The organism is Rahnella contaminans (genome assembly GCF_011065485.1).
Taxonomy (GTDB): domain Bacteria; phylum Pseudomonadota; class Gammaproteobacteria; order Enterobacterales; family Enterobacteriaceae; genus Rahnella; species Rahnella contaminans.
The window spans coordinates 85,917-104,714 of the sequence record NZ_JAADJS010000002.1 but is presented as its reverse complement, the minus strand read 5'-3'; the positions used below and the strand labels follow the sequence as shown (position 1 = coordinate 104,714).

At 49.0% G+C, this 18,798-nt stretch carries 20 protein-coding genes; 10 read left to right on the top strand and 10 right to left on the bottom strand.

Annotated features, from left to right (window positions below; all coding sequences use genetic code 11):
• Positions 1 to 3 precede the first annotated feature (3 nt).
• Together ftsH and rlmE are read right to left on the bottom strand one after the other, a co-directional pair.
• Complete coding sequence (gene ftsH, locus GW579_RS09715) at positions 4 to 1,947, bottom strand: ATP-dependent zinc metalloprotease FtsH (protein ID WP_165059684.1); 1,944 nt, start codon at positions 1,945 to 1,947, stop codon at positions 4 to 6.
• Positions 1,948 to 2,003: 56 nt separating this feature from the next.
• Positions 2,004 to 2,633, bottom strand: a complete 630-nt coding sequence (gene rlmE, locus GW579_RS09710; RefSeq protein ID WP_152325290.1) for a 23S rRNA (uridine(2552)-2'-O)-methyltransferase RlmE — start codon at positions 2,631 to 2,633, stop codon at positions 2,004 to 2,006.
• Positions 2,634 to 2,815: 182 nt separating this feature from the next.
• Between rlmE and yhbY the strand changes: the two genes are divergently transcribed.
• Entirely contained in the window at positions 2,816 to 3,112 is a 297-nt protein-coding gene (gene yhbY / locus GW579_RS09705; RefSeq protein WP_095923662.1) for a ribosome assembly RNA-binding protein YhbY, read from the top strand.
• 181 nt (positions 3,113 to 3,293) lie between these two features.
• Here yhbY and greA read toward each other — a convergent pair whose 3' ends face one another.
• Entirely contained in the window at positions 3,294 to 3,770 is a 477-nt protein-coding gene (gene greA, locus GW579_RS09700) for a transcription elongation factor GreA (RefSeq protein WP_152325291.1), read from the bottom strand.
• A gap of 282 nt (positions 3,771 to 4,052) precedes the next feature.
• On the opposite strand from greA, the gene dacB reads away from it, so the two are divergent.
• The 3 genes from dacB to pmrB are packed head-to-tail and all read left to right on the top strand — an operon-like array spanning position 4,053 to position 7,251.
• A complete protein-coding gene (gene dacB, locus GW579_RS09695) occupies positions 4,053 to 5,486 on the top strand; it encodes a serine-type D-Ala-D-Ala carboxypeptidase (RefSeq protein ID WP_152325292.1) in 1,434 nt (477 codons plus the stop codon).
• 20 nt (positions 5,487 to 5,506) lie between these two features.
• Positions 5,507 to 6,169 carry a two-component system response regulator PmrA gene (gene pmrA / locus GW579_RS09690; RefSeq protein ID WP_152325293.1) on the top strand — a complete coding sequence of 221 codons (663 nt, stop codon included), beginning with the start codon at positions 5,507 to 5,509 and terminating at the stop codon, positions 6,167 to 6,169.
• The gene (pmrB, locus tag GW579_RS09685; RefSeq protein WP_165058860.1) at positions 6,166 to 7,251 is read left to right on the top strand and encodes a two-component system sensor histidine kinase PmrB; all 1,086 of its coding nucleotides are present in this window, start codon (positions 6,166 to 6,168) and stop codon (positions 7,249 to 7,251) included. The genes pmrA and pmrB overlap by 4 nt, the downstream gene beginning before the upstream one ends.
• A gap of 70 nt (positions 7,252 to 7,321) precedes the next feature.
• Here the strand turns inward: pmrB and cgtA are convergent, their stop codons facing one another.
• The 4 genes from cgtA to rplU form a co-directional block, all read right to left on the bottom strand.
• Positions 7,322 to 8,494: an Obg family GTPase CgtA gene (gene cgtA / locus GW579_RS09680; protein ID WP_152325295.1), complete on the bottom strand. Its 1,173-nt coding sequence runs from the start codon at positions 8,492 to 8,494 to the stop codon at positions 7,322 to 7,324.
• Between the two features lie 33 nt (positions 8,495 to 8,527).
• Entirely contained in the window at positions 8,528 to 9,484 is a 957-nt protein-coding gene (locus tag GW579_RS09675) for a DMT family transporter (RefSeq protein ID WP_165058858.1), read from the bottom strand.
• A gap of 85 nt (positions 9,485 to 9,569) precedes the next feature.
• Positions 9,570 to 9,827 carry a 50S ribosomal protein L27 gene (gene rpmA / locus GW579_RS09670; RefSeq protein WP_013573805.1) on the bottom strand — a complete coding sequence of 86 codons (258 nt, stop codon included), beginning with the start codon at positions 9,825 to 9,827 and terminating at the stop codon, positions 9,570 to 9,572.
• Positions 9,828 to 9,845: 18 nt separating this feature from the next.
• The gene (gene rplU / locus GW579_RS09665; RefSeq protein ID WP_013573804.1) at positions 9,846 to 10,157 is read right to left on the bottom strand and encodes a 50S ribosomal protein L21; all 312 of its coding nucleotides are present in this window, start codon (positions 10,155 to 10,157) and stop codon (positions 9,846 to 9,848) included.
• Between the two features lie 259 nt (positions 10,158 to 10,416).
• On the opposite strand from rplU, the gene ispB reads away from it, so the two are divergent.
• Positions 10,417 to 11,388 carry an octaprenyl diphosphate synthase gene (gene ispB / locus GW579_RS09660; protein ID WP_152325297.1) on the top strand — a complete coding sequence of 324 codons (972 nt, stop codon included), beginning with the start codon at positions 10,417 to 10,419 and terminating at the stop codon, positions 11,386 to 11,388.
• A gap of 54 nt (positions 11,389 to 11,442) precedes the next feature.
• Here the strand turns inward: ispB and GW579_RS09655 are convergent, their stop codons facing one another.
• Positions 11,443 to 11,802 carry a DNA-binding protein gene (locus tag GW579_RS09655; RefSeq protein WP_152325298.1) on the bottom strand — a complete coding sequence of 120 codons (360 nt, stop codon included), beginning with the start codon at positions 11,800 to 11,802 and terminating at the stop codon, positions 11,443 to 11,445.
• Positions 11,803 to 12,480: 678 nt separating this feature from the next.
• Here GW579_RS09655 and GW579_RS09650 point away from each other — a divergent pair.
• Positions 12,481 to 12,750 (top strand): helix-turn-helix domain-containing protein, encoded by a 270-nt coding sequence (locus GW579_RS09650; RefSeq protein WP_152325299.1) that lies wholly within the window; start codon positions 12,481 to 12,483, stop codon positions 12,748 to 12,750.
• A gap of 50 nt (positions 12,751 to 12,800) precedes the next feature.
• Here GW579_RS09650 and mdh read toward each other — a convergent pair whose 3' ends face one another.
• Positions 12,801 to 13,739 (bottom strand): malate dehydrogenase, encoded by a 939-nt coding sequence (gene mdh, locus GW579_RS09645; RefSeq protein WP_165058856.1) that lies wholly within the window; start codon positions 13,737 to 13,739, stop codon positions 12,801 to 12,803.
• A 464-nt stretch (positions 13,740 to 14,203) separates the two neighbouring features.
• Between mdh and argR the strand changes: the two genes are divergently transcribed.
• The 3 genes from argR (at position 14,204) to yhcN (GW579_RS09630) (ending at position 15,872) form a co-directional block, all read left to right on the top strand.
• Complete coding sequence (gene argR / locus GW579_RS09640; protein WP_152325301.1) at positions 14,204 to 14,674, top strand: transcriptional regulator ArgR; 471 nt, start codon at positions 14,204 to 14,206, stop codon at positions 14,672 to 14,674.
• 466 nt (positions 14,675 to 15,140) lie between these two features.
• Positions 15,141 to 15,404 carry a peroxide/acid stress response protein YhcN gene (yhcN, locus tag GW579_RS09635; protein ID WP_152325302.1) on the top strand — a complete coding sequence of 88 codons (264 nt, stop codon included), beginning with the start codon at positions 15,141 to 15,143 and terminating at the stop codon, positions 15,402 to 15,404.
• 204 nt (positions 15,405 to 15,608) lie between these two features.
• Positions 15,609 to 15,872, top strand: a complete 264-nt coding sequence (yhcN, locus tag GW579_RS09630; protein WP_152325303.1) for a peroxide/acid stress response protein YhcN — start codon at positions 15,609 to 15,611, stop codon at positions 15,870 to 15,872.
• Positions 15,873 to 16,172: 300 nt separating this feature from the next.
• Here yhcN (GW579_RS09630) and mpl read toward each other — a convergent pair whose 3' ends face one another.
• Positions 16,173 to 17,552, bottom strand: a complete 1,380-nt coding sequence (gene mpl, locus GW579_RS09625; protein WP_152325304.1) for a UDP-N-acetylmuramate:L-alanyl-gamma-D-glutamyl-meso-diaminopimelate ligase — start codon at positions 17,550 to 17,552, stop codon at positions 16,173 to 16,175.
• Positions 17,553 to 17,719: 167 nt separating this feature from the next.
• Here mpl and fbp point away from each other — a divergent pair, with 167 nt between their 5' ends.
• A complete protein-coding gene (fbp, locus tag GW579_RS09620; protein WP_152325305.1) occupies positions 17,720 to 18,724 on the top strand; it encodes a class 1 fructose-bisphosphatase in 1,005 nt (334 codons plus the stop codon).
• The last annotated feature ends 74 nt before the right edge of the window (positions 18,725 to 18,798 follow it).

Genomic DNA, 18,798 nt, shown 5'->3' with positions numbered 1-18,798 from the left:
TGCTTATTTGCCGCTGAATTGCTCAAACATCGTGTTGCCAGGATTTGGTGTACGAGGTTCGTCAACTGGCGTTGGGGCTTTAGGCGCGCCACCGTCGTTAGAATTGCCGTTACCGTTTTTACCGTTTGCATCGTCCCAGCCTGCTGGCGGGCGAACTTCTGTACGGTTCATCAGGTCGTCAATTTGTGGTGCATCGATGGTTTCATATTTCATCAGGGCATCTTTCATTGAATGAAGGATATCCATGTTTTCCATCAGCAAAGTGCGTGCACGCACATAGTTACGCTCAACCAGTGATTTTACTTCCTGGTCGATGATGCGGGCTGTTTCATCAGACATATGCTTAGCTTTCGCCACTGAACGACCGAGGAAGACTTCGCCTTCTTCTTCTGCATACAGCAACGGACCTAATTTCTCTGAGAAGCCCCATTGCGTCACCATGTTACGGGCAATCGACGTTGCAACTTTAATGTCGTTAGACGCGCCGGTAGACACTTTTTCCACGCCGTAGATGATTTCTTCAGCAAGACGGCCACCGTACAAGGTAGAAATCTGGCTTTCGAGTTTCTGACGGCTGGCGCTAATGGCATCGCCTTCAGGCAGGAAGAAGGTCACACCTAATGCACGACCGCGAGGAATAATCGTCACTTTATGCACAGGGTCGTGTTCAGGAACCAGACGGCCAATGATGGCGTGGCCTGCTTCATGATACGCGGTCGATTCTTTCTGCGATTCTGTCATCACCATGGAACGACGTTCTGCACCCATCATGATTTTGTCTTTGGCTTTTTCGAACTCAACCATAGACACCACGCGTTTGTTACCACGTGCGGAGAATAGCGCAGCTTCGTTGACCAGGTTTGCCAGGTCAGCACCGGAGAAACCAGGTGTACCACGGGCAATCACAGAAGCATCAACGTCAGTGGCCAAAGGAACACGACGCATGTGAACTTTCAGAATCTGTTCACGGCCACGAACGTCCGGCAAGCCAACCACAACCTGACGGTCGAAACGGCCTGGACGCAGCAATGCCGGGTCAAGAACGTCCGGACGGTTAGTCGCGGCAATAACGATGATTCCTTCGTTACCTTCGAAGCCATCCATCTCAACCAACATCTGATTCAGCGTTTGTTCACGTTCATCGTGACCACCGCCTAAACCTGCGCCACGCTGACGGCCAACGGCGTCAATTTCATCGATGAAAATGATACATGGAGCGGCTTTCTTCGCCTGTTCGAACATGTCACGCACACGAGATGCCCCCACACCCACGAACATTTCAACGAAGTCAGAACCGGAAATAGTAAAGAATGGAACTTTAGCTTCACCTGCAATGGCTTTAGCCAGCAAGGTTTTACCGGTACCCGGAGGACCGACCATCAGAACGCCTTTAGGAATTTTACCGCCCAATTTCTGGAAACGGCTCGGCTCGCGCAGATAATCTACCAGTTCGCTCACTTCTTCCTTCGCTTCGTCGCAACCTGCAACATCAGCGAATGTGGTTTTGATTTGGTCTTCCGTCAGCATGCGGGCTTTGCTTTTGCCAAATGACATTGCGCCTTTGCCACCGCCACCCTGCATTTGTCGCATAAAGAATATCCAGACGCCAATCAGGAGCAGCATCGGGAACCATGAAATAAAGATAGTTGCGAGGAAGCTCTGCTGTTCAGGCGGTTCGCCAACAACTTTCACGTTTTTGCTCAGCAGCGTATCCAGTAATTTAGGGTCATTTACCGGGATATAGGTTGTGTATTTGCTGCTGTCTTTTTTGGTTACGTCAATCGCACGTCCATTGATACGTACTTCACGAACCTGGTCTTGGGCCACTTCGGTAGTAAAGGTAGTGTAATCCACCTTACTGCCATTCGACTCGCTGGGCCCAAAACTCTGAAATACAGACATCAATACAACCGCGATGACTAACCAGAGGATCAGGTTCTTCGCCATGTCACTCAAGGGATTAACCTCATATTACAACTGTGTTAACAAACAGCGTTAGGGTACTACTCTTTCCGCCCTGTCGCTACGATGTACACTTCTCGCGAACGTGCTCGGGAAGCGTCTGGCTTACGAATCTTCACCTTCGTAAACAGGGAGCGAATTTCCCGCAGGTATTCATCAAAGCCATCTCCCTGAAACACCTTCACCAGGAAACTTCCGCCTGGTGCTAATACATCCCGACACATATCCAGCGCTAACTCAACCAGATACATCGATTTTGGAATATCGACTGCCGGAGTACCGCTCATATTCGGGGCCATATCGGACATGACCACCTGAACTTTGTTTTCTCCCACGCGTTCGAGCAGCGCTTTGAGAACTAATTCATCACGAAAATCCCCCTGAAGGAAATCGACTCCTACAATAGGATCCATAGGTAAAAGGTCCAGAGCAATAATTCGCCCTTTGTTGCCGATTTGGGTCGCCGCAAACTGCGACCAACCGCCCGGTGCGGCACCTAAATCGACGACTGTCATACCCGGTTTAAACAGCTTATCGCCTTGCTGGATTTCATCAAGTTTAAACCAGGCACGGGAACGTAGGCCTTTTTTCTGTGCTTGTAGCACATATTTATCGCTAAAGTGTTCCTGCAACCAGCGACTGGAACTTGCAGAACGCTTCTTATTAGACATTATTTAATAACCATATAGTTTTCCAACCACCCTGAGTTAGAGCTTTTGGAACAAGCTGTTAGCATCATGACGTCTATGGCTAAGTCAGTATAATTCCCTTCCCGGAGCAGTCCGGGTTGGTGATATACATGAGATGGCGGTAGAATGACCCGTTTTCAATCCCAACTTAAGCAAAAAAGACGATGAATCTTAACAATAAACAAAAACAGTACCTGAAAGGTCTGGCACATCCACTAAAACCGGTTGTCATGCTGGGTAACAACGGCCTGACTGAAGGCGTGCTGGCCGAAATTGAACAGGCGCTGCAGCATCACGAGCTGATCAAGGTAAAAGTCGCGGCAGAAGAACGCGAAACGAAGACCTTGATCGTAGACGCAATCGTGCGTGAAACCAAGGCGTGTAATGTGCAAGTCATCGGCAATATGCTGGTACTTTATCGCCCTTCTACCGAAGACCGCAAAATTATCTTACCGCGTTAATCTGTTAAGGTTTAACGAAAAGCGCTTTAGATTTTCGGAAAGGTGCCACGAAATCACGTTCAGGGAAAGGCCTCAGGTGGCCTTTTTACTTTAGTTTTCAATTTACTGTGAAGCAATTCACTGCATGAATGTGAGAATTACAGGGCGAAACAACGTGTTTCGCCCTTTTTAATGCAGATTTTTAGAGATATTCGACCTTCAGTACTTCGAACTCAACATCACCGCCAGGCGTTTTGATAACGACCACATCATCCTGTTCTTTACCGATTAAACCCCGTGCAATCGGTGAGTTCACAGAAATCAGATTCTGCTTAAAATCAGCTTCGTCATCACCCACAATGCGGTAAGACTGTTCTTCTTCTGTGTCCAGATTCAGCACTTTCACTGTTGCGCCAAAAATGACACGACCAGTTGCCGGCATTTTAGTGACATCAATAACCTGAGCATTTGAAAGCTTGGCTTCAATTTCCTGGATGCGACCTTCACAAAAACCCTGCTGCTCGCGGGCGGCGTGGTATTCAGCATTTTCTTTCAGGTCGCCATGCTCACGTGCAGTGGCAATATCTGCGATGATTTTCGGACGACGGACACCTTTCAGATGGTCCAGTTCTTCACGTAATCTTTCTGCGCCACGCAACGTCATCGGAATCGGTTTCATATATTATTACCTCTAACTTTGTCCTTTCGGTAAACACCGTCCTGATTGAATCAGGTAAGAAATTAAGCCAGCTCTTCTGACCGACTCTCTCTGGCGAAAAACAAAAAAAACCTCACCCGGGGTTGCCACCAGGCCAGGATTCATTTTGCATTATGATTCGTATTTTAACGTAGAGTTCCTTGAGGATCATTGTTTACTTTCAGCCACGTTGCGCCTTGGTTCGTAGCATCGTAGTATGGCACCACTTTATCCTGCCGTTACCCAGAGCCTTTACTCAAAATAATGCGTTTTTTACGAATTGTCAGTGGATTAGCATGCGCGTTTGTACTGAATACAAATGCGGCCCAGATCGAGAATTACACAGAATATCTGCCGGACGGCACGAATCTGGCTGTGCTGGTACAGAAAATCGGTGCCCCTGCACCCGTGCTTGATTATCACGGTTCGCAGATGGCTCTGCCTGCCAGTACAATGAAAATTCTCACCGCGTTGGCGGCTCTTTTGCAGCTCGGCCCCGATTTCCGCTTCACTACCACGCTCGAAACTCCGGGTTCCGTTTCTGATGGCGTGCTGAAAGGTGATTTGGTTGCTCGTTTTTCCGGCGATCCGACACTGAAACGTCAGAATATTCGGAATATGGTCGCGGTGCTAAAAAAACAGGGCATCAAAGAGATCAGTGGCGATGTGGTTATTAACACATCTGTATTTGCCAGCCACGATAAAGCGCCCGGCTGGCCCTGGAACGACATCACCCAGTGCTTCAGCGCACCACCGGCGGCGGCAATAGTCGACAGGAACTGTTTCTCCGTGTCCCTCTACAGCGCCCCGAAACCGGACGAAAATGCCTTTATCCGCGTGGCATCTTATTACCCTGTTCATATGTTTAGCGAAGTACGCACTCTGGCAAAAGGCTCGCCAGATGCCCAGTACTGTGAGCTGGACGTAGTGCCGGGTGAGTTTAACCGTTATACCCTGACAGGTTGTCTGACCCAGCGCAGCGAGCCTTTGCCTTTGGCATTCGCCATTCAGGATGGGGCCAGTTATGCGGGCGCAATTCTGAAAGACGAATTGCTGCAAGCGGATATCCAGATTGATGGCACGTTAAAACGCCAGACTCAGCAAACGCCTGCCGGAACTGTGCTCGCTCAAACGCAGTCCGTTCCGTTGCATGATTTACTGCATCAGATGTTGAAAAAATCTGACAACATGATCGCCGATACTGTTTTCCGTACAATCGGTCATCAGCGTTTTGGCGTTCCGGGAACCTGGCGTGCGGGTTCGGATGCAGTTCGTCAGATTCTGCGTCAGAAAGCAGGCGTGGATTTGGGCAACTCAATTCAGGTTGATGGCTCCGGTCTCTCCCGTCATGACTTATTGTCTCCGGCTACCATGATGCAGGTGCTGCAATACATCGCGCAGCACGATAAAGAGTTAGACTTTATTTCTATGCTGCCTTTAGCGGGCCATGACGGAACCTTGCAATATCGCGGCGGTCTTCATGAAGCGGGCGTAGATGGCAAAGTGTCAGCGAAAACCGGTTCACTTGCTGGCGTTTATAATCTGGCGGGCTTTATCACCACGGCCAGCGGACAACGCATGGCATTTGTCCAGTTCCTCTCCGGTTACGCGGTTCCGCCTGAAGACCAGCGCACACGGCGTGCTCCGCTGGTGCGCTTTGAGAGCCGTCTCTACAGGGACATCTACCAAAATAATTAACCACGGAGCCGTGCCAGACGATGAAACTGCTGATAGTTGAAGATGATGAACTTTTACGGCAGGGATTATCTCTGGCACTTACCAGTGATAATTATGTTTGCGACTGCGCTTCTACAGCCGCTGAAGCGCAAAGTCTGATTCAAACCAGCCAGTACAGCCTGGTGATCCTGGATTTAGGATTGCCGGATAAAGATGGCGCAACGCTGTTGCGTCAGTGGCGACGTCAAAATATTTCCCTCCCCGTGCTGATTCTCACTGCCCGCGATGCGCTGGAAGACCGCGTTGATGGCCTCGATGCCGGTGCGGATGATTATCTGATCAAACCTTTTGCTCTGGTGGAATTGCAGGCCCGCGTCCGGGCACTCATTCGTCGTTATCAGGGGCAAAGTGACAATCAGATATCTGTCGGAAACCTGACCATTAACCTTTCGTCTCAGCAGGCCTATCTGGGCGATTCTCCGGTAGAAGTCACACCTAAAGAATTCGCCATTTTATCCCGTCTGATGATGCGAGCCGGGCAGACCGTCAATCGCGAATTGCTTCAGCAAGATCTCTACACCTGGCAGGACGATTTGGGATCCAATACGCTGGAAGTTCATGTGCATAATCTGCGGCGGAAGTTGGGTAAAGAGCTTATTCGCACAGTTCGCGGTATTGGCTATCGGTTGGAAGTTTTACCATGACCAGTATGCGCCGCCGCCTGCTTGTTATGCTGGCTCTGATCCTCTTCGTCACCCAGCTCACCAGCGTTTTCTGGCTCTGGCATGAAAGTCAGGAGCAGATAAACCTGCTGGTGAATGACACGCTTTCCGCAAAAGTCCGCAATGCTCACGTTGAGAAAGAGATTGCGGAAGCTATCGCGTCCCTCATTGCGCCCTCTTTGCTGATGATGACGATTACCCTGGTTTTATCTTTCTGGGCCATCAGTTGGATCATCCGGCCACTTAATCAGTTGCAAAAGCGCCTGGAAACCCGTTCTGCGGATAACCTGACGCCCCTGCCACTCAATACAGAAATCCGTGAAGTGGTGGCGGTGACCAACACACTCAACCAACTATTTTCCCGTCTTTCCAATACCATCCAGCAGGAAAGGCTGTTCACCGCCGATGCTGCACATGAGCTGAGAACTCCCCTGGCCGGCGTCCGACTGCACCTTGAAATCATGCAAAAAAATGGTGTGGATGGCAGCGATACGCTTATAAGCCGCATCGATCTGTTAATGCACACCATCGAACAATTGCTGATGCTTTCGCGCGCTGGGCAAAATTTTGCAAAAGGTGAATACCAGCAGGTTGATCTGGTGAGTAACGTCGTCGAACCTCTCCGGGAAGAGCTGAGTGAGATGCTTGCCGATCGTCAGCAGCAGCTGATCATACAGATGCCTGCCCGTGCTGAGATTCAGGGTGACGCGGTACTGCTCCGGCTTATGGTGCGAAATCTGGTGGAAAATGCTTACCGGTACGGGCCGGAGAACAGCGAAATTGCCATCGTGATTGAGCCTCAGAACAACGGCTTTCTGGTACAGATTAATGATGAAGGTCCGGGGATCGATGAAGCCAAAGCCAGTGAACTGACGCAAGCCTTCAAACGAGGCGATCAGCGGTATGGCGGCAGTGGATTAGGACTAAATATCGTTATACGCATTGCGAATTTACATGGCGGAACCCTGGCGCTCCGCAATCGCTTGGGGGCAAAAGGGCTCAGCGCCCAATGCTGGTTGCCACATGTGGCAATACAGAATTCGCTTACTCTCCCTTCTCTTTGAAAAAAAACCATTAAAAAAGCTGCCATAACAGGCAGCTTTTTCGCTATACGCACAACGCCAGTGCAGGGGATTAACGTTCGTAAATGATTTCGACGCCTTCGTCGTCATCTTCATCCCAGTCATCATCCCAGTCGTCGTCGGCTTCAGATTCCACTTCAGCCAGCTGTTCACGATGATAATCATCCCACATGAACTCAACTTTCTCTGGCACAGCAGCTTCAACGGCCATGTGCTTAGGATTTTCATTGATGAATTTCATCACATCCCAGCACAGTGCGTTAACGCCTTCGCGGTTCGCGGCGGAAATCAGGTAGTAATTACCTTCCCAGCCTAAAGCCTCAGCGATCGTTTTAGCACGTGCTTCTGCTTCTTCTTTTTCGATCAGATCAACTTTGTTGAATACTAACCAACGCGGCTTTTCAGCCAGTTTAGCGTTGTATTGCTTCAGTTCGTTGATAATAACTTTAGCATTTTCGATCGGATCAGATTCGTCGATTGGCGCAATGTCAATCAGGTGCAACAAAACGCGGCAACGCTCAAGGTGCTTCAGGAAGCGGATACCGAGGCCGGCACCTTCAGAAGCGCCTTCGATCAAACCCGGAATGTCGGCAACCACGAAGCTTTGTTCGTGATCCATACGCACAACGCCCAGGCTTGGAACCAAAGTCGTAAACGGATAGTCAGCAACTTTCGGTTTTGCGGCAGACACTGAACGAATAAATGTAGATTTACCCGCGTTCGGAAGACCCAGCATCCCCACGTCGGCTAACAACATCAGCTCGAGCGCGATATCACGCTCCTCACCTTTGGTGCCCATTGTTTTCTGGCGCGGAGAACGGTTCACGGAAGACTTGAAACGGGTGTTACCCAAACCGTGGAAACCGCCTTTGGCGACCATGTTGATCTGACCATTCTGAGTCATATCGGCCAGCACTTCACCGGTGCTCTGGTCCAGAACGCGTGTTCCGACAGGCACTTTAATGGTGATATCTTTACCGCGTTTCCCCGTACAGTCGCTGCTTTGACCGTTGGTGCCGCGCTCAGCACGATAAGATTTCACAAAGCGGAAATCGATCAGCGTATTAAGGTTTTCATCAGCAAGCAGGTAAACGTCACCGCCGTCGCCGCCGTCGCCGCCATCAGGGCCGCCACGAGGGATATATTTTTCGCGACGGAAGCTGACGCATCCGTTACCGCCATCACCGGCCACAACCAGAATCGTGGCTTCATCAACAAACTTCATTTGTACCGTCTCCGTAAATCATTCACCGGGCAGCTAGTGTTTAGCTACCAGGTTTTGCCCTGTCCGACGCGGCCACCAGCGATGGCCAACTGCGGAAAACATTGCCCCCGCCACCACCACAATTGCCCCGATATAACCAATAAAATTGAGCACGGGTGCAGCAAAAAAATCGGGCCAGGCAAGTGCCAGTAAATCTGAAAATAGCAGGGTAAACAGCGGAGTCAGCGTCACAATTGCACTGACCTGGGCCGCCTGCCATCTCGCCATCGCTTCCGCTAAGGCGCCATATCCTACTAAGGTATTCGCGCCGCAAAACAACAGACAGGCAAACTGCCAGCCGCTGAGCTGTGAAAGCACCGCCGGGCTGGCCAGCGGGAGCAATGCGATAGAACATAAAGTGTACAGCAAAAACAGGATCTGCGGTGAGGCGAGTTGACGCAGCAATACTTTCTGTGCCACACCATAAATCACCCAAACCGAGGCTGCCCCGACACCAAAAATCACACCCAAAGTGTAATCTGTCAGCCGGGTAAAAATCTCAATCAGGCTGGTATTAAAGAATAATACCAGCCCGAAAATCAGCATAATGGCGCCAATAACCTGCGTGATCCGCATCTTTTCTTTCAGGATAATCACACTCGCAAACATCATACCGACCGGCGAAAGCTGGCCGATAACCTGCGAGGCTGTCGGGCTTAGGAATTGCAAGGAGGAACTAAAAAGTACGAAGTTCCCCAGCAACCCGCACGTTGCGATCAACACTAAAATCAGCCAGCGTGGGCGGCTAAAAATCGCTCTGGGCGGCAATCTGCGTTTAACTGCCAGAATGCACCCCAGCACAATTGCAGCCAGAGAAAACCGATACCAAACCACAGTAAAAGGATCCATTACCACCAGGACCTGCTTCATGGCGATGGGTAAAGAACCCCAGCTCATAGCAGTAATTAGTGCTAACAGAATACCAACAGATGCCTGTGATTTTGTGTCCATATCCCGCCAGAATGGGCTAACCAGAATGTAAAAAGCCCCGCAACGAATTGCGGGGCTTACATCTATTTACTAAGACGCGAAAAACTTATTCAGCTTCGATGCTGATGTACTTACGGTTTTTCGGGCCTTTAACTTCGAACTTGACTTTACCGTCAGCCAAAGCAAACAGAGTGTGGTCCTTGCCGCAACCCACGTTGATACCAGCGTGGAATTTGGTGCCGCGCTGACGAACGATGATGCTGCCTGCCAGTACTGCTTCGCCGCCAAAGCGTTTTACGCCCAGACGTTTAGCTTCTGAATCGCGACCGTTACGTGTGGAGCCGCCAGCCTTTTTGTGTGCCATTGTTCCGCTCTCCTAATCTTAAGCGCTGATGCCGGTGATTTTAACGTCAGTGAACCACTGACGGTGGCCCTGCTGCTTACGATAGTGTTTACGACGACGAAACTTAACGATTTTGACCTTTTCGCCACGACCGTGAGCAACGACTTCAGCTTTGATTACACCGCCAGCAACTAATGGCAGGCCGATGTTAATTTCTTCACCGTTTGCAATCATCAGAACCTGATCGAATTCGATAGCTTCGCCAGTTGCAACGTCCAGCTTCTCGAGACGAATAGTCTGCCCTTCGCTGACACGGTGTTGTTTACCACCACTTTGGAAAACCGCGTACATATAAAACTCCGCTTTCCGCGCACTCAACTTTGTATAGTCCAGAGGGCGCTATAAATATTCACAATAGGGCGCGAATTCTACGCAAAAAATCAGCATAAGACAAGAGCACAATGACGACAAAAGAAGAAAAAAAGCGCAGTTCTTTCGATATCATTTATCTACACTGTTTTTCAAGTACAATCCCCATTACAGTTAGCGCCATGTGCCAATGTGAGCCAGACCTCATTGCGGCGAAGAGAAAAACAGCCGAAAAAACACAATGAACCTAGAACAGATTATCGATCTTACCCAGGATGACATGGCTGCGGTCAACGCATCCATCCTTGAGCAGTTGAATTCAGAGGTTTCTCTCATCAATCAGCTGGGATACTACATCATCAGTGGCGGCGGCAAACGTATCCGTCCGATGATAGCAGTACTGGCAGCCAAAGCACTATCCTACGACGGTGATAAACACATTAAAGTCGCCGCTCTGATTGAGTTCATTCACACCGCGACATTACTGCACGATGACGTAGTTGATGAGTCCGATATGCGCCGTGGAAAAGCCACGGCCAACGCCGCTTTCGGAAACGCCGCCAGCGTGCTGGTCGGTGATTTTATCTACACCCGCGCTTTCCAGATGATGACAGATTTGGAATCACTGCCGGTTCTGGCTCTGATGGCCAAAGCGGTGAATGTGATTGCAGAAGGTGAAGTGCAGCAGCTCATTAACTGCAATGACCCCGACATCACCGAAGAAAGCTACATGCAGGTCATTTATAGCAAAACCGCCCGCCTGTTCGAAGCGGCATCACAATCTTCTGCCATGCTGGCTGGCGGGAACACCGAACAAATCACGGCGTTGCAGGATTATGGTCGCTATTTGGGCACGGCATTCCAGCTGATAGATGATCTGCTCGATTATGACGCCGATGGCGAAACGCTGGGCAAAAATACCGGTGATGACCTCGATGAAGGCAAACCGACTCTGCCTCTGCTGCATGCAATGCAACACGGCGACGCTGAGCAGTCAGCAATGATCCGCAAAGCTATCGAAGAAGGCAACGGACGCCATTTGCTGGAGCCCGTTTTGGCCGCCATGCATCAGTGGGGTTCTCTGGCTTATACTCGTCAGCGTGCTGAAGAAGAAGCTGACAAAGCGATTCAGGCTCTTCAAGTACTGCCTGAATCTGAATATCGCTCCGCGCTTGAAGGTTTGGCGCATCTGGCCGTTAAACGCGATTTCTGATGTTTCATGTTTCCTGACGTGCCTGTCTGCACAGGCGCGTCAGTTCTGGCAAATCTATGAATCGTCAGACTTACGCAGCCTGTTTAGTATTTCCGATACCCCTTCCCTCACGATAAAAGAGATCATCGTTTCCCGCTCAGGCTCCTTGAGTTGCTTATAACTTTCGATCCAGATCGCCAGCGGATCCTGATGTGACGTGTAAACATATTCAGCAGAATGTTCATTCATCGCGAGACTGGCGACGGTATTACCCGGCAGGCTGTCAATGTGATATTCCACTGCACGTCCCTGGACACCACGTCTGCGCCGTTTGATCCAACATAATCTGCGCGCCATGCCGTGCACGCCCTGTGTTGAGGTAGGAAGGCCATCTTTTCCGGTCAGTTCCTTTGCTGCAAACCACTCTTTTTTCATAACGATCCTTGTCTTTCTCATATAATCCAATAAGAAAGGTTGCTGTTATAAATCCATGAGAATTCTGCGGATGCTTTCCCTTTTCGCTGCAAGCCCATTTTAGAGAAGATATTAAAACAGACTATTTAGGAAAACGCCTATTTAACGGAAAGAAGATATTCAATTTTTCGGAATGAGTCTACTGTTGCCGCACAATGTTTCCATGAAATATGTTTATCAACAACAGAATATCTCCCTTGAAAGTCTTTTTTAGAAAGTTATGTAATCAAATTGACAGGCCGCATGCGCAATAAAACGAAAACCCTATAATAAACAATCAATAATGTCACATTAACCTTATGTGAAGCGCATATCATCTTCATCATTCATTAACCCAAATCGTTATTTCCTTCTCTTAAATCATTCAGATCTATAATTGCGTTCAAATTATCAACACTTCAATAACGCGTTCGTATTAAATGAACTCGAAAAATAGGATAAAAAAAGAGTATCAGGCAAAAAAGCAAACTGAATTTACTTGTTTGTTTTAATTCTAATAAGAATGTATTTTCTTAATCCGAGCAGAAAATATTTTTTAGGAAACATTGATAGGATTGAACTGGACGCAACTAAGCAATCATTGAATATATGTTTTCAAAGAAAGTCTTATAAAAGCGATTTAAAAATAAGGAAAATACCATGATGACAAGGAATGATGACTGGCATCAGGCTGATATTATCGCAGCCCTGAGAAAGAAAGGGACGACACTCGCAGCGGTGTCACGATCCGCCGGATTGAGCTCTTCAACGCTTTCTAATGCACTCTCCCGGCCCTGGCCAAAAGGAGAATTGCTCATCGCCGGGGCGCTGGGCGTTCACCCGTCAATTATCTGGCCAAGCCGTTACTTTGATGCCACCACGTTTCAGATCATCGAACGCCGGTGCCGCATTCCCAATGAGCATAAATGATGCCAATAGAGAATGCCGCCGGAGATACCGGCGGCTTCACTTGAGGCTTATCAGTGATTGATAAACTGTTCTCCCAATTCGATATCTTTACGCAGGATATTCAGCATCGAATCCAGTGATTGCTGTTCGAAAGCGCTGAGCTTGCCAATATCAATGAGCTCAGTGATGCCCTTTTTACCCAACAGAACAGGCTGTGCGAAGAAACGGGCATAATCGCCCTTTCCTTCTACATAGGCGCATTCAACAACGTTACTTTCACCTTGCAGGGCACGAACCAGTGAAAGCCCGAAGCGTGCTGCCGCCTGCCCCATAGACAAAGTAGCAGAACCGCCACCCGCTTTAGCTTCGACCACTTCGGTTCCTGCATTCTGAATACGCTTGGTCAGCGCAGCGATTTCACTATCGCTAAATACCACACCGGGCACCTGAGACAATAAAGGAAGAATTGTCACCCCAGAGTGTCCGCCAATCACGGGCACGTCAATTTCCTCAGGCTGCTTACCTTTAAGTTCAGCCACGAATGTGTTCGAGCGGATTGCATCGAGCGTGGTGACGCCGAACAGTTTGTTTTTGTCGTACACACCTGCATTTTTCAAAACTTCGGCAGCAATAGCAACCGTGGTATTGACCGGGTTGGTGATAATACCGATTAATGCGTGCGGACAGGTTTTCGCAACCTGCTGAATCAGATTACGCACAATACCGGCGTTAACATTAAAGAGGTCGGAACGATCCATACCCGGTTTGCGCGCCACACCGGCAGAGATCAAAACGATATCCGCGCCTTCAAGCGCTGGCGTTGCGTCTTCGCCACAGAAGCCTTTAATTTTTACTGCAGTAGGGATATGGCTCAGATCGACGGCGACACCCGGAGTAACAGGTGCGATATCGTATAATGACAGTTCGGAACCGGAAGGTAGCTGGGTCTTGAGCAGAAGCGCGAGGGCCTGACCGATACCGCCCGCAGCACCTAGAACTGCAACTTTCATCCTATACTCCTTTTTTATCACTAACTTATAAGTGTCGTGGAATTATTTTGGGTGTGACCTTAATCACTTATACAGCTAAAAACAATCGCTCAACTGCTGGGAAACTGAGCTTGGTCGTTAAGAAAGTAAAAAAACACCGCTTAGCGCCATTTTTCCGGTCTTTTATGACTTTTTATCGGAAAGCTACACCTTAAAAGTAGCACCACAAAACCCGCCAGGTTAAAAAATGGTTAAATTCAATTCAATGTGAGAGCTGAATCGAGATCATCTGATTAACAGCAATCCGGCGAATCATTCCCCGCGATGCACTATTTCGGCATATTCATGACGTCCAGATGTATACTTCGCCGCTGTCATACCCGTCTGAGTGCACAATTCTTATGTTACGTGCCGACCCCGTGTTGCATAAAAATTCAAATATCTGCATAATCAACAAAACGATGATACAGAGACCAGGGTGCAAAATGCGTAATCCTGCTAAACAGGAAGATTTGATCAAAGCCTTCAAAGCACTGTTGAAGGAAGAGAAATTCAGCTCTCAGGGCGAAATTGTCGTCGCACTTCAGGAAGACGGTTTCGATAATATCAATCAGTCAAAAGTCTCACGGATGCTGACAAAATTCGGCGCGGTGCGGACCCGCAACGCAAAAATGGAGATGGTTTATTGCCTGCCTGCCGAAATCGGCGTGCCGACAACGACCAGCCCACTGAAGAATTTGGTCTTAGATATTGACCATAACGACGCCGTCGTCGTTATCCGCACCAGTCCGGGCGCGGCACAGCTGATCGCGCGCCTGCTTGATTCTCTGGGCAAATCCGAAGGGATACTGGGCACCATTGCCGGCGATGACACAATTTTTACCACGCCCGCACGGGGTTTCAGCGTCAGACAACTTCACGACGCAATCCTCAGTTTGTTTGAACAGGAACTCTGATACGGCGATATATTGCGCTGTTTCCTGCTTCAGTTCTGTGCCTGAGGTCAGAAGAAAATAATTTCTGGCCTCAGCCTTCCTTGCCTTATCCAACTATCAGTTACCCTTCTCTAACGTTATATCGTCGTTTTAAAATACACGCCTCACGTCGTTATCCCTGTTAATTCTGTTCACACGAAGCACTTTCCCGTCACATAAACATTTCCATGGTGTGATTGACTGCAAAATTAAGCACAAATAGTCAAATTCACTCAATCCGTTGATTTTACGAAAAATTAACACCAAAAGATCGATTTTCAAGCAATTTTTATTCCTTTTTGTTATTAAAAATTCAAATAGCCCACACATAACCACCAAAATAACTATTAGCAAACTATTAATATTCCGAGTGACTAGATGTATACTCATTTCCGTGGTGTGAAACACCAGTTGTTGAAAACATAATAAAATCGACGAGGTCAAAATCATGAACGTTAAAACTAAAATTGCAACATTAAGCATTCTATCTGCTCTGTCATTCGGTGCTTTTGCAGCACAACCTGTTTCTCAGGATCAGGCCGCTCATCTTCAGTCACACGGGATGATCAGCGTAAGCGGCGTTGCCGGTGCACCTTCTGATATCCGTCAGGCATTGTCTGATAAAGCGGATGCCAAAGGGGCTAAAGCATTTCGTGTTATCGAAGTGCGTGAAGAAGGTAACTACCACGCTACCGCAGAAATTTACCAATAAACCTGGGTAAATGAAGCGAAGGGGCCTGAATGATTCAGGCCCGCGCAAAGCGCATCAAGACGGATTTGTCTCTGCCATCATCAATGTTCCTCCACGCTTTTCGCGTTGCCGGACTCAGATATTCCAGAACTGATGAATCCAAATCTCAACCGGCGTTGCTCTCTCATTTTTTAACATCAACGTCTATGAAATTAGGAAATTATCATGAAAATCATGACCACTATTGCCGCTCTTAGCCTGCTGTCTGCTGTTTCTTTCGGCGCGTCTGCCGCACAACTGGTTTCTAATCAGCAGGCAGAGAATCTTCAGCCTATGGGCACTATCAGCGTCAGCGGCGTCAATGGCGTCCCGACAGACATTCGCCAGGAGCTGTCCGATAAAGCCGACAGCAAGGGCGCAAAATCTTATCGTGTGATCGAAGCACATAACGACGGTGCTTATCACGCAACCGCAGAAATCTATCAATAAGATTTCTGAGTCAGTCCCTGATACAAAACCACTGCCTGAGTATTTGAATTAGCGTTACCGGGTTTCAACAGCCACATACCAGCGAAAATTAATGCGCTGTTGAGGCTGGGAAGAGAGAAGACACTGCCACTGCCGCTCTCTTGCTAACGTAACCCTCGTCGTCCTGTCCGACGACACCCTTTGGCCCTCAAACTTTTTGAGGGCCTTTTTTTGTCTGCAAATCGCCGCATAGCCAAATCCCAGGCAAAAAAAAGCACAGCCATCGCTGTGCTTTCAGTTTATACGCTGCGGGTATAACTGTTACTGAGCGGCTTCCGCTTTGGCAGCCAGCGCCGTCAATAACTTCCCGTGAATGCCACCAAAACCGCCATTACTCATCACCAGAATATGATCGCCCGGCTGTGAAGCCTTGATCACCATATCGACCAGTGAATCGACGTCCGCACTCCAGTGCGCAGGCTGGATACAGCGCTCTGCCACTTCAGCAACCTGCCATGGAATATGCTGCGGCTGAAGCAGGAACACTTCATCGGCGCGACCGAGAGAAGGCGCCAGCTCATTTTTGCTCATGCCCATTTTCATGGTATTTGAACGCGGTTCGAGAACAGCCAGAATACGTGCCGTCCCGCCCACTTTGCTGCGCAATGCAGAAAGAGTTGCCAGAATAGCCGTCGGGTGATGCGCAAAATCGTCATACACGCTGACGCCATTTTCAACGCCACGCAGTTCAAGACGGCGACGGGCATTGATAAAATCACCCAGTGCCTTGCAGGCATCTTCAGGTTTCACACCAACATGACGCGCAGCCGCAATCGCCATCAGCGCATTATGCATATTGTGTTCGCCCACCAGATTCCAGTTCACCTGACCGACCACTTCGCCATGAAGATAAACCTCGAAAGCGCTGGCATCTGGTGTCAGTTTTTTTGCATCCCAGGCGCAATTTTCTGCTTCACCGGCAAATTCCTGTTCGCTCCAGCAGCCCATCGCCATCACTTGTTTCAGCGGCGTGTCATGCTCAGGAAGGATAATTTTACCTTTACCTGGCACCAGACGAACAAGGTGGTGGAACTGTTTCTGGATCGCTTTCAGATCATCGAAAATATCCGCGTGATCGAATTCGAGATTGTTCAGGATCAACGTCCGCGGGCTGTAGTGAACGAATTTGGAGCGCTTATCAAAGAACGCGCAGTCATATTCGTCCGCTTCCAGAACCATAAACGGGCTGTTTCCAAGACGAGCAGAAACCTCGAAGTTGCCCGGCACGCCGCCAATGACGTAGCCCGGCTCGTAGCCGCAGGCTTCAAGGATCCACGTAACCATTCCCGCCGTTGTGGTTTTGCCGTGCGTACCCGCGACAGCAATAACCCAGCGCTCCGGCAGAACATGATCGTGCAGCCACTGCGGGCCGGAGACATACGGGATCCCCAGTTCGAGCACGGCTTCGACACACGGGTTTCCGCGCGTCATCGCGTTGCCGATAATTACCAGATCCGGTTGAGGATCTAACTGAGCCGGATCGTAACCCTGGATCAGCGCGATCCCTTGTTTTTCCAACAGCGTACTCATCGGTGGATAAACGTTGTCGTCCGAACCGGTTACCTGATGCCCTTGTGCACGTGCCAGCATCGCCAGCCCGCCCATAAACGTGCCGCAAATCCCAAGAATATGAATGCGCATATATTTTCCATTAATGCCTTTAAGTCAGCCGCTATTCTACCGCTCAGAATCGCCCAGAAGAAATGGATTTGCCTATGATTCGTCCATATATTTGGGCTAAACTGCCCATGCTCTTGTGAAGGTTTTATTAACGAACCGTTATCCATCCTAGATTCAGGGAACGTGTTATGAAAACGTTAGGCGAATTTATTGTTGAAAAACAGCAAGACTTTCCTCATGCAACCGGTGAGCTCACCGCCTTGCTGTCAGCAATAAAACTCGGCGCTAAAATCATTCACCGCGATATCAACAAAGCGGGTCTGGTTGACATTCTCGGCACCAGCGGTGCAGAAAATGTGCAGGGTGAAGTACAGATGAAACTCGATCTGTACGCAAATGAAAAATTGAAAGCGGCGATGAAAGCACGTGGAGAAATTGCCGGTATCGCGTCTGAAGAAGAAGATGAAATTGTCATTTTCGATGGCGAACGTGCTGAAAATGCGAAATACGTTATTTTGATGGATCCGTTAGACGGCTCTTCAAACATTGACGTGAACGTTTCAGTCGGAACCATCTTCTCGATCTACCGCCGGACTTCTCCGCTCGGCCAGCCCGTAACGGAAGCTGACTTCCTGCAACCGGGGAACCGTCAGGTTGCCGCAGGTTACGTGGTTTACGGCTCTTCCACCATGCTGGTTTACACCACCGGCGCAGGCGTTCATGCCTTTACTTATGATCCTTCACTCGGTGTATTCTGCCTCTCTCACGAAAAAGTCCGTTTCCCTGCAAAGGGCAACATGTACTCCATTAATGAAGGCAACTACATCAAATTCCCTCTCGGCGTTAAAAAATACATCAAGTATTGCCAGGAGCAGGATGAAGCGACGCAACGCCCTTACACCTCACGTTATATCGGTTCACTGGTTGCAGATTTCCACCGCAACCTGCTGAAAGGTGGCATCTATATTTATCCGAGCACAGCCAGCCATCCGAACGGAAAACTGCGTTTGTTGTATGAATGCAACCCGATGGCATTCCTGGCCGAACAAGCTGGTGGTAAAGCCAGTGACGGTAAAAACCGCATTCTGGATATCATTCCGCAAAAACTGCACGAACGCGCGCCGTTCTTCGTCGGTAACAGCTCAATGGTTGAAGATGCAGAACGCTTTATCGCTGAATTCCCCGATGAATAAACCAGTACCCGACTCAAAAATCATCTAAGAATGAACGTGATACCTCTGTAACCTAGCGTTTCTCAAACGCAAAA

Excerpts from the sequence above, each read along its gene's own strand:
- ftsH (WP_165059684.1), bottom strand. The coding sequence starts at position 1,947 with ATGGCGAAGAACCTGATCCTCTGGTTAGTCATCGCGGTTGTATTGATG.
- rlmE (WP_152325290.1), bottom strand. The coding sequence starts at position 2,633 with ATGTCTAATAAGAAGCGTTCTGCAAGTTCCAGTCGCTGGTTGCAGGAA.
- yhbY (WP_095923662.1), top strand. The coding sequence starts at position 2,816 with ATGAATCTTAACAATAAACAAAAACAGTACCTGAAAGGTCTGGCACAT.
- greA (WP_152325291.1), bottom strand. The coding sequence starts at position 3,770 with ATGAAACCGATTCCGATGACGTTGCGTGGCGCAGAAAGATTACGTGAA.
- dacB (WP_152325292.1), top strand. The coding sequence starts at position 4,053 with ATGCGTTTTTTACGAATTGTCAGTGGATTAGCATGCGCGTTTGTACTG.
- pmrA (WP_152325293.1), top strand. The coding sequence starts at position 5,507 with ATGAAACTGCTGATAGTTGAAGATGATGAACTTTTACGGCAGGGATTA.
- pmrB (WP_165058860.1), top strand. The coding sequence starts at position 6,166 with ATGACCAGTATGCGCCGCCGCCTGCTTGTTATGCTGGCTCTGATCCTC.
- cgtA (WP_152325295.1), bottom strand. The coding sequence starts at position 8,494 with ATGAAGTTTGTTGATGAAGCCACGATTCTGGTTGTGGCCGGTGATGGC.
- GW579_RS09675 (WP_165058858.1), bottom strand. The coding sequence starts at position 9,484 with ATGGACACAAAATCACAGGCATCTGTTGGTATTCTGTTAGCACTAATT.
- rpmA (WP_013573805.1), bottom strand. The coding sequence starts at position 9,827 with ATGGCACACAAAAAGGCTGGCGGCTCCACACGTAACGGTCGCGATTCA.
- rplU (WP_013573804.1), bottom strand. The coding sequence starts at position 10,157 with ATGTACGCGGTTTTCCAAAGTGGTGGTAAACAACACCGTGTCAGCGAA.
- ispB (WP_152325297.1), top strand. The coding sequence starts at position 10,417 with ATGAACCTAGAACAGATTATCGATCTTACCCAGGATGACATGGCTGCG.
- GW579_RS09655 (WP_152325298.1), bottom strand. The coding sequence starts at position 11,802 with ATGAAAAAAGAGTGGTTTGCAGCAAAGGAACTGACCGGAAAAGATGGC.
- GW579_RS09650 (WP_152325299.1), top strand. The coding sequence starts at position 12,481 with ATGATGACAAGGAATGATGACTGGCATCAGGCTGATATTATCGCAGCC.
- mdh (WP_165058856.1), bottom strand. The coding sequence starts at position 13,739 with ATGAAAGTTGCAGTTCTAGGTGCTGCGGGCGGTATCGGTCAGGCCCTC.
- argR (WP_152325301.1), top strand. The coding sequence starts at position 14,204 with ATGCGTAATCCTGCTAAACAGGAAGATTTGATCAAAGCCTTCAAAGCA.
- yhcN (WP_152325302.1), top strand. The coding sequence starts at position 15,141 with ATGAACGTTAAAACTAAAATTGCAACATTAAGCATTCTATCTGCTCTG.
- yhcN (WP_152325303.1), top strand. The coding sequence starts at position 15,609 with ATGAAAATCATGACCACTATTGCCGCTCTTAGCCTGCTGTCTGCTGTT.
- mpl (WP_152325304.1), bottom strand. The coding sequence starts at position 17,552 with ATGCGCATTCATATTCTTGGGATTTGCGGCACGTTTATGGGCGGGCTG.
- fbp (WP_152325305.1), top strand. The coding sequence starts at position 17,720 with ATGAAAACGTTAGGCGAATTTATTGTTGAAAAACAGCAAGACTTTCCT.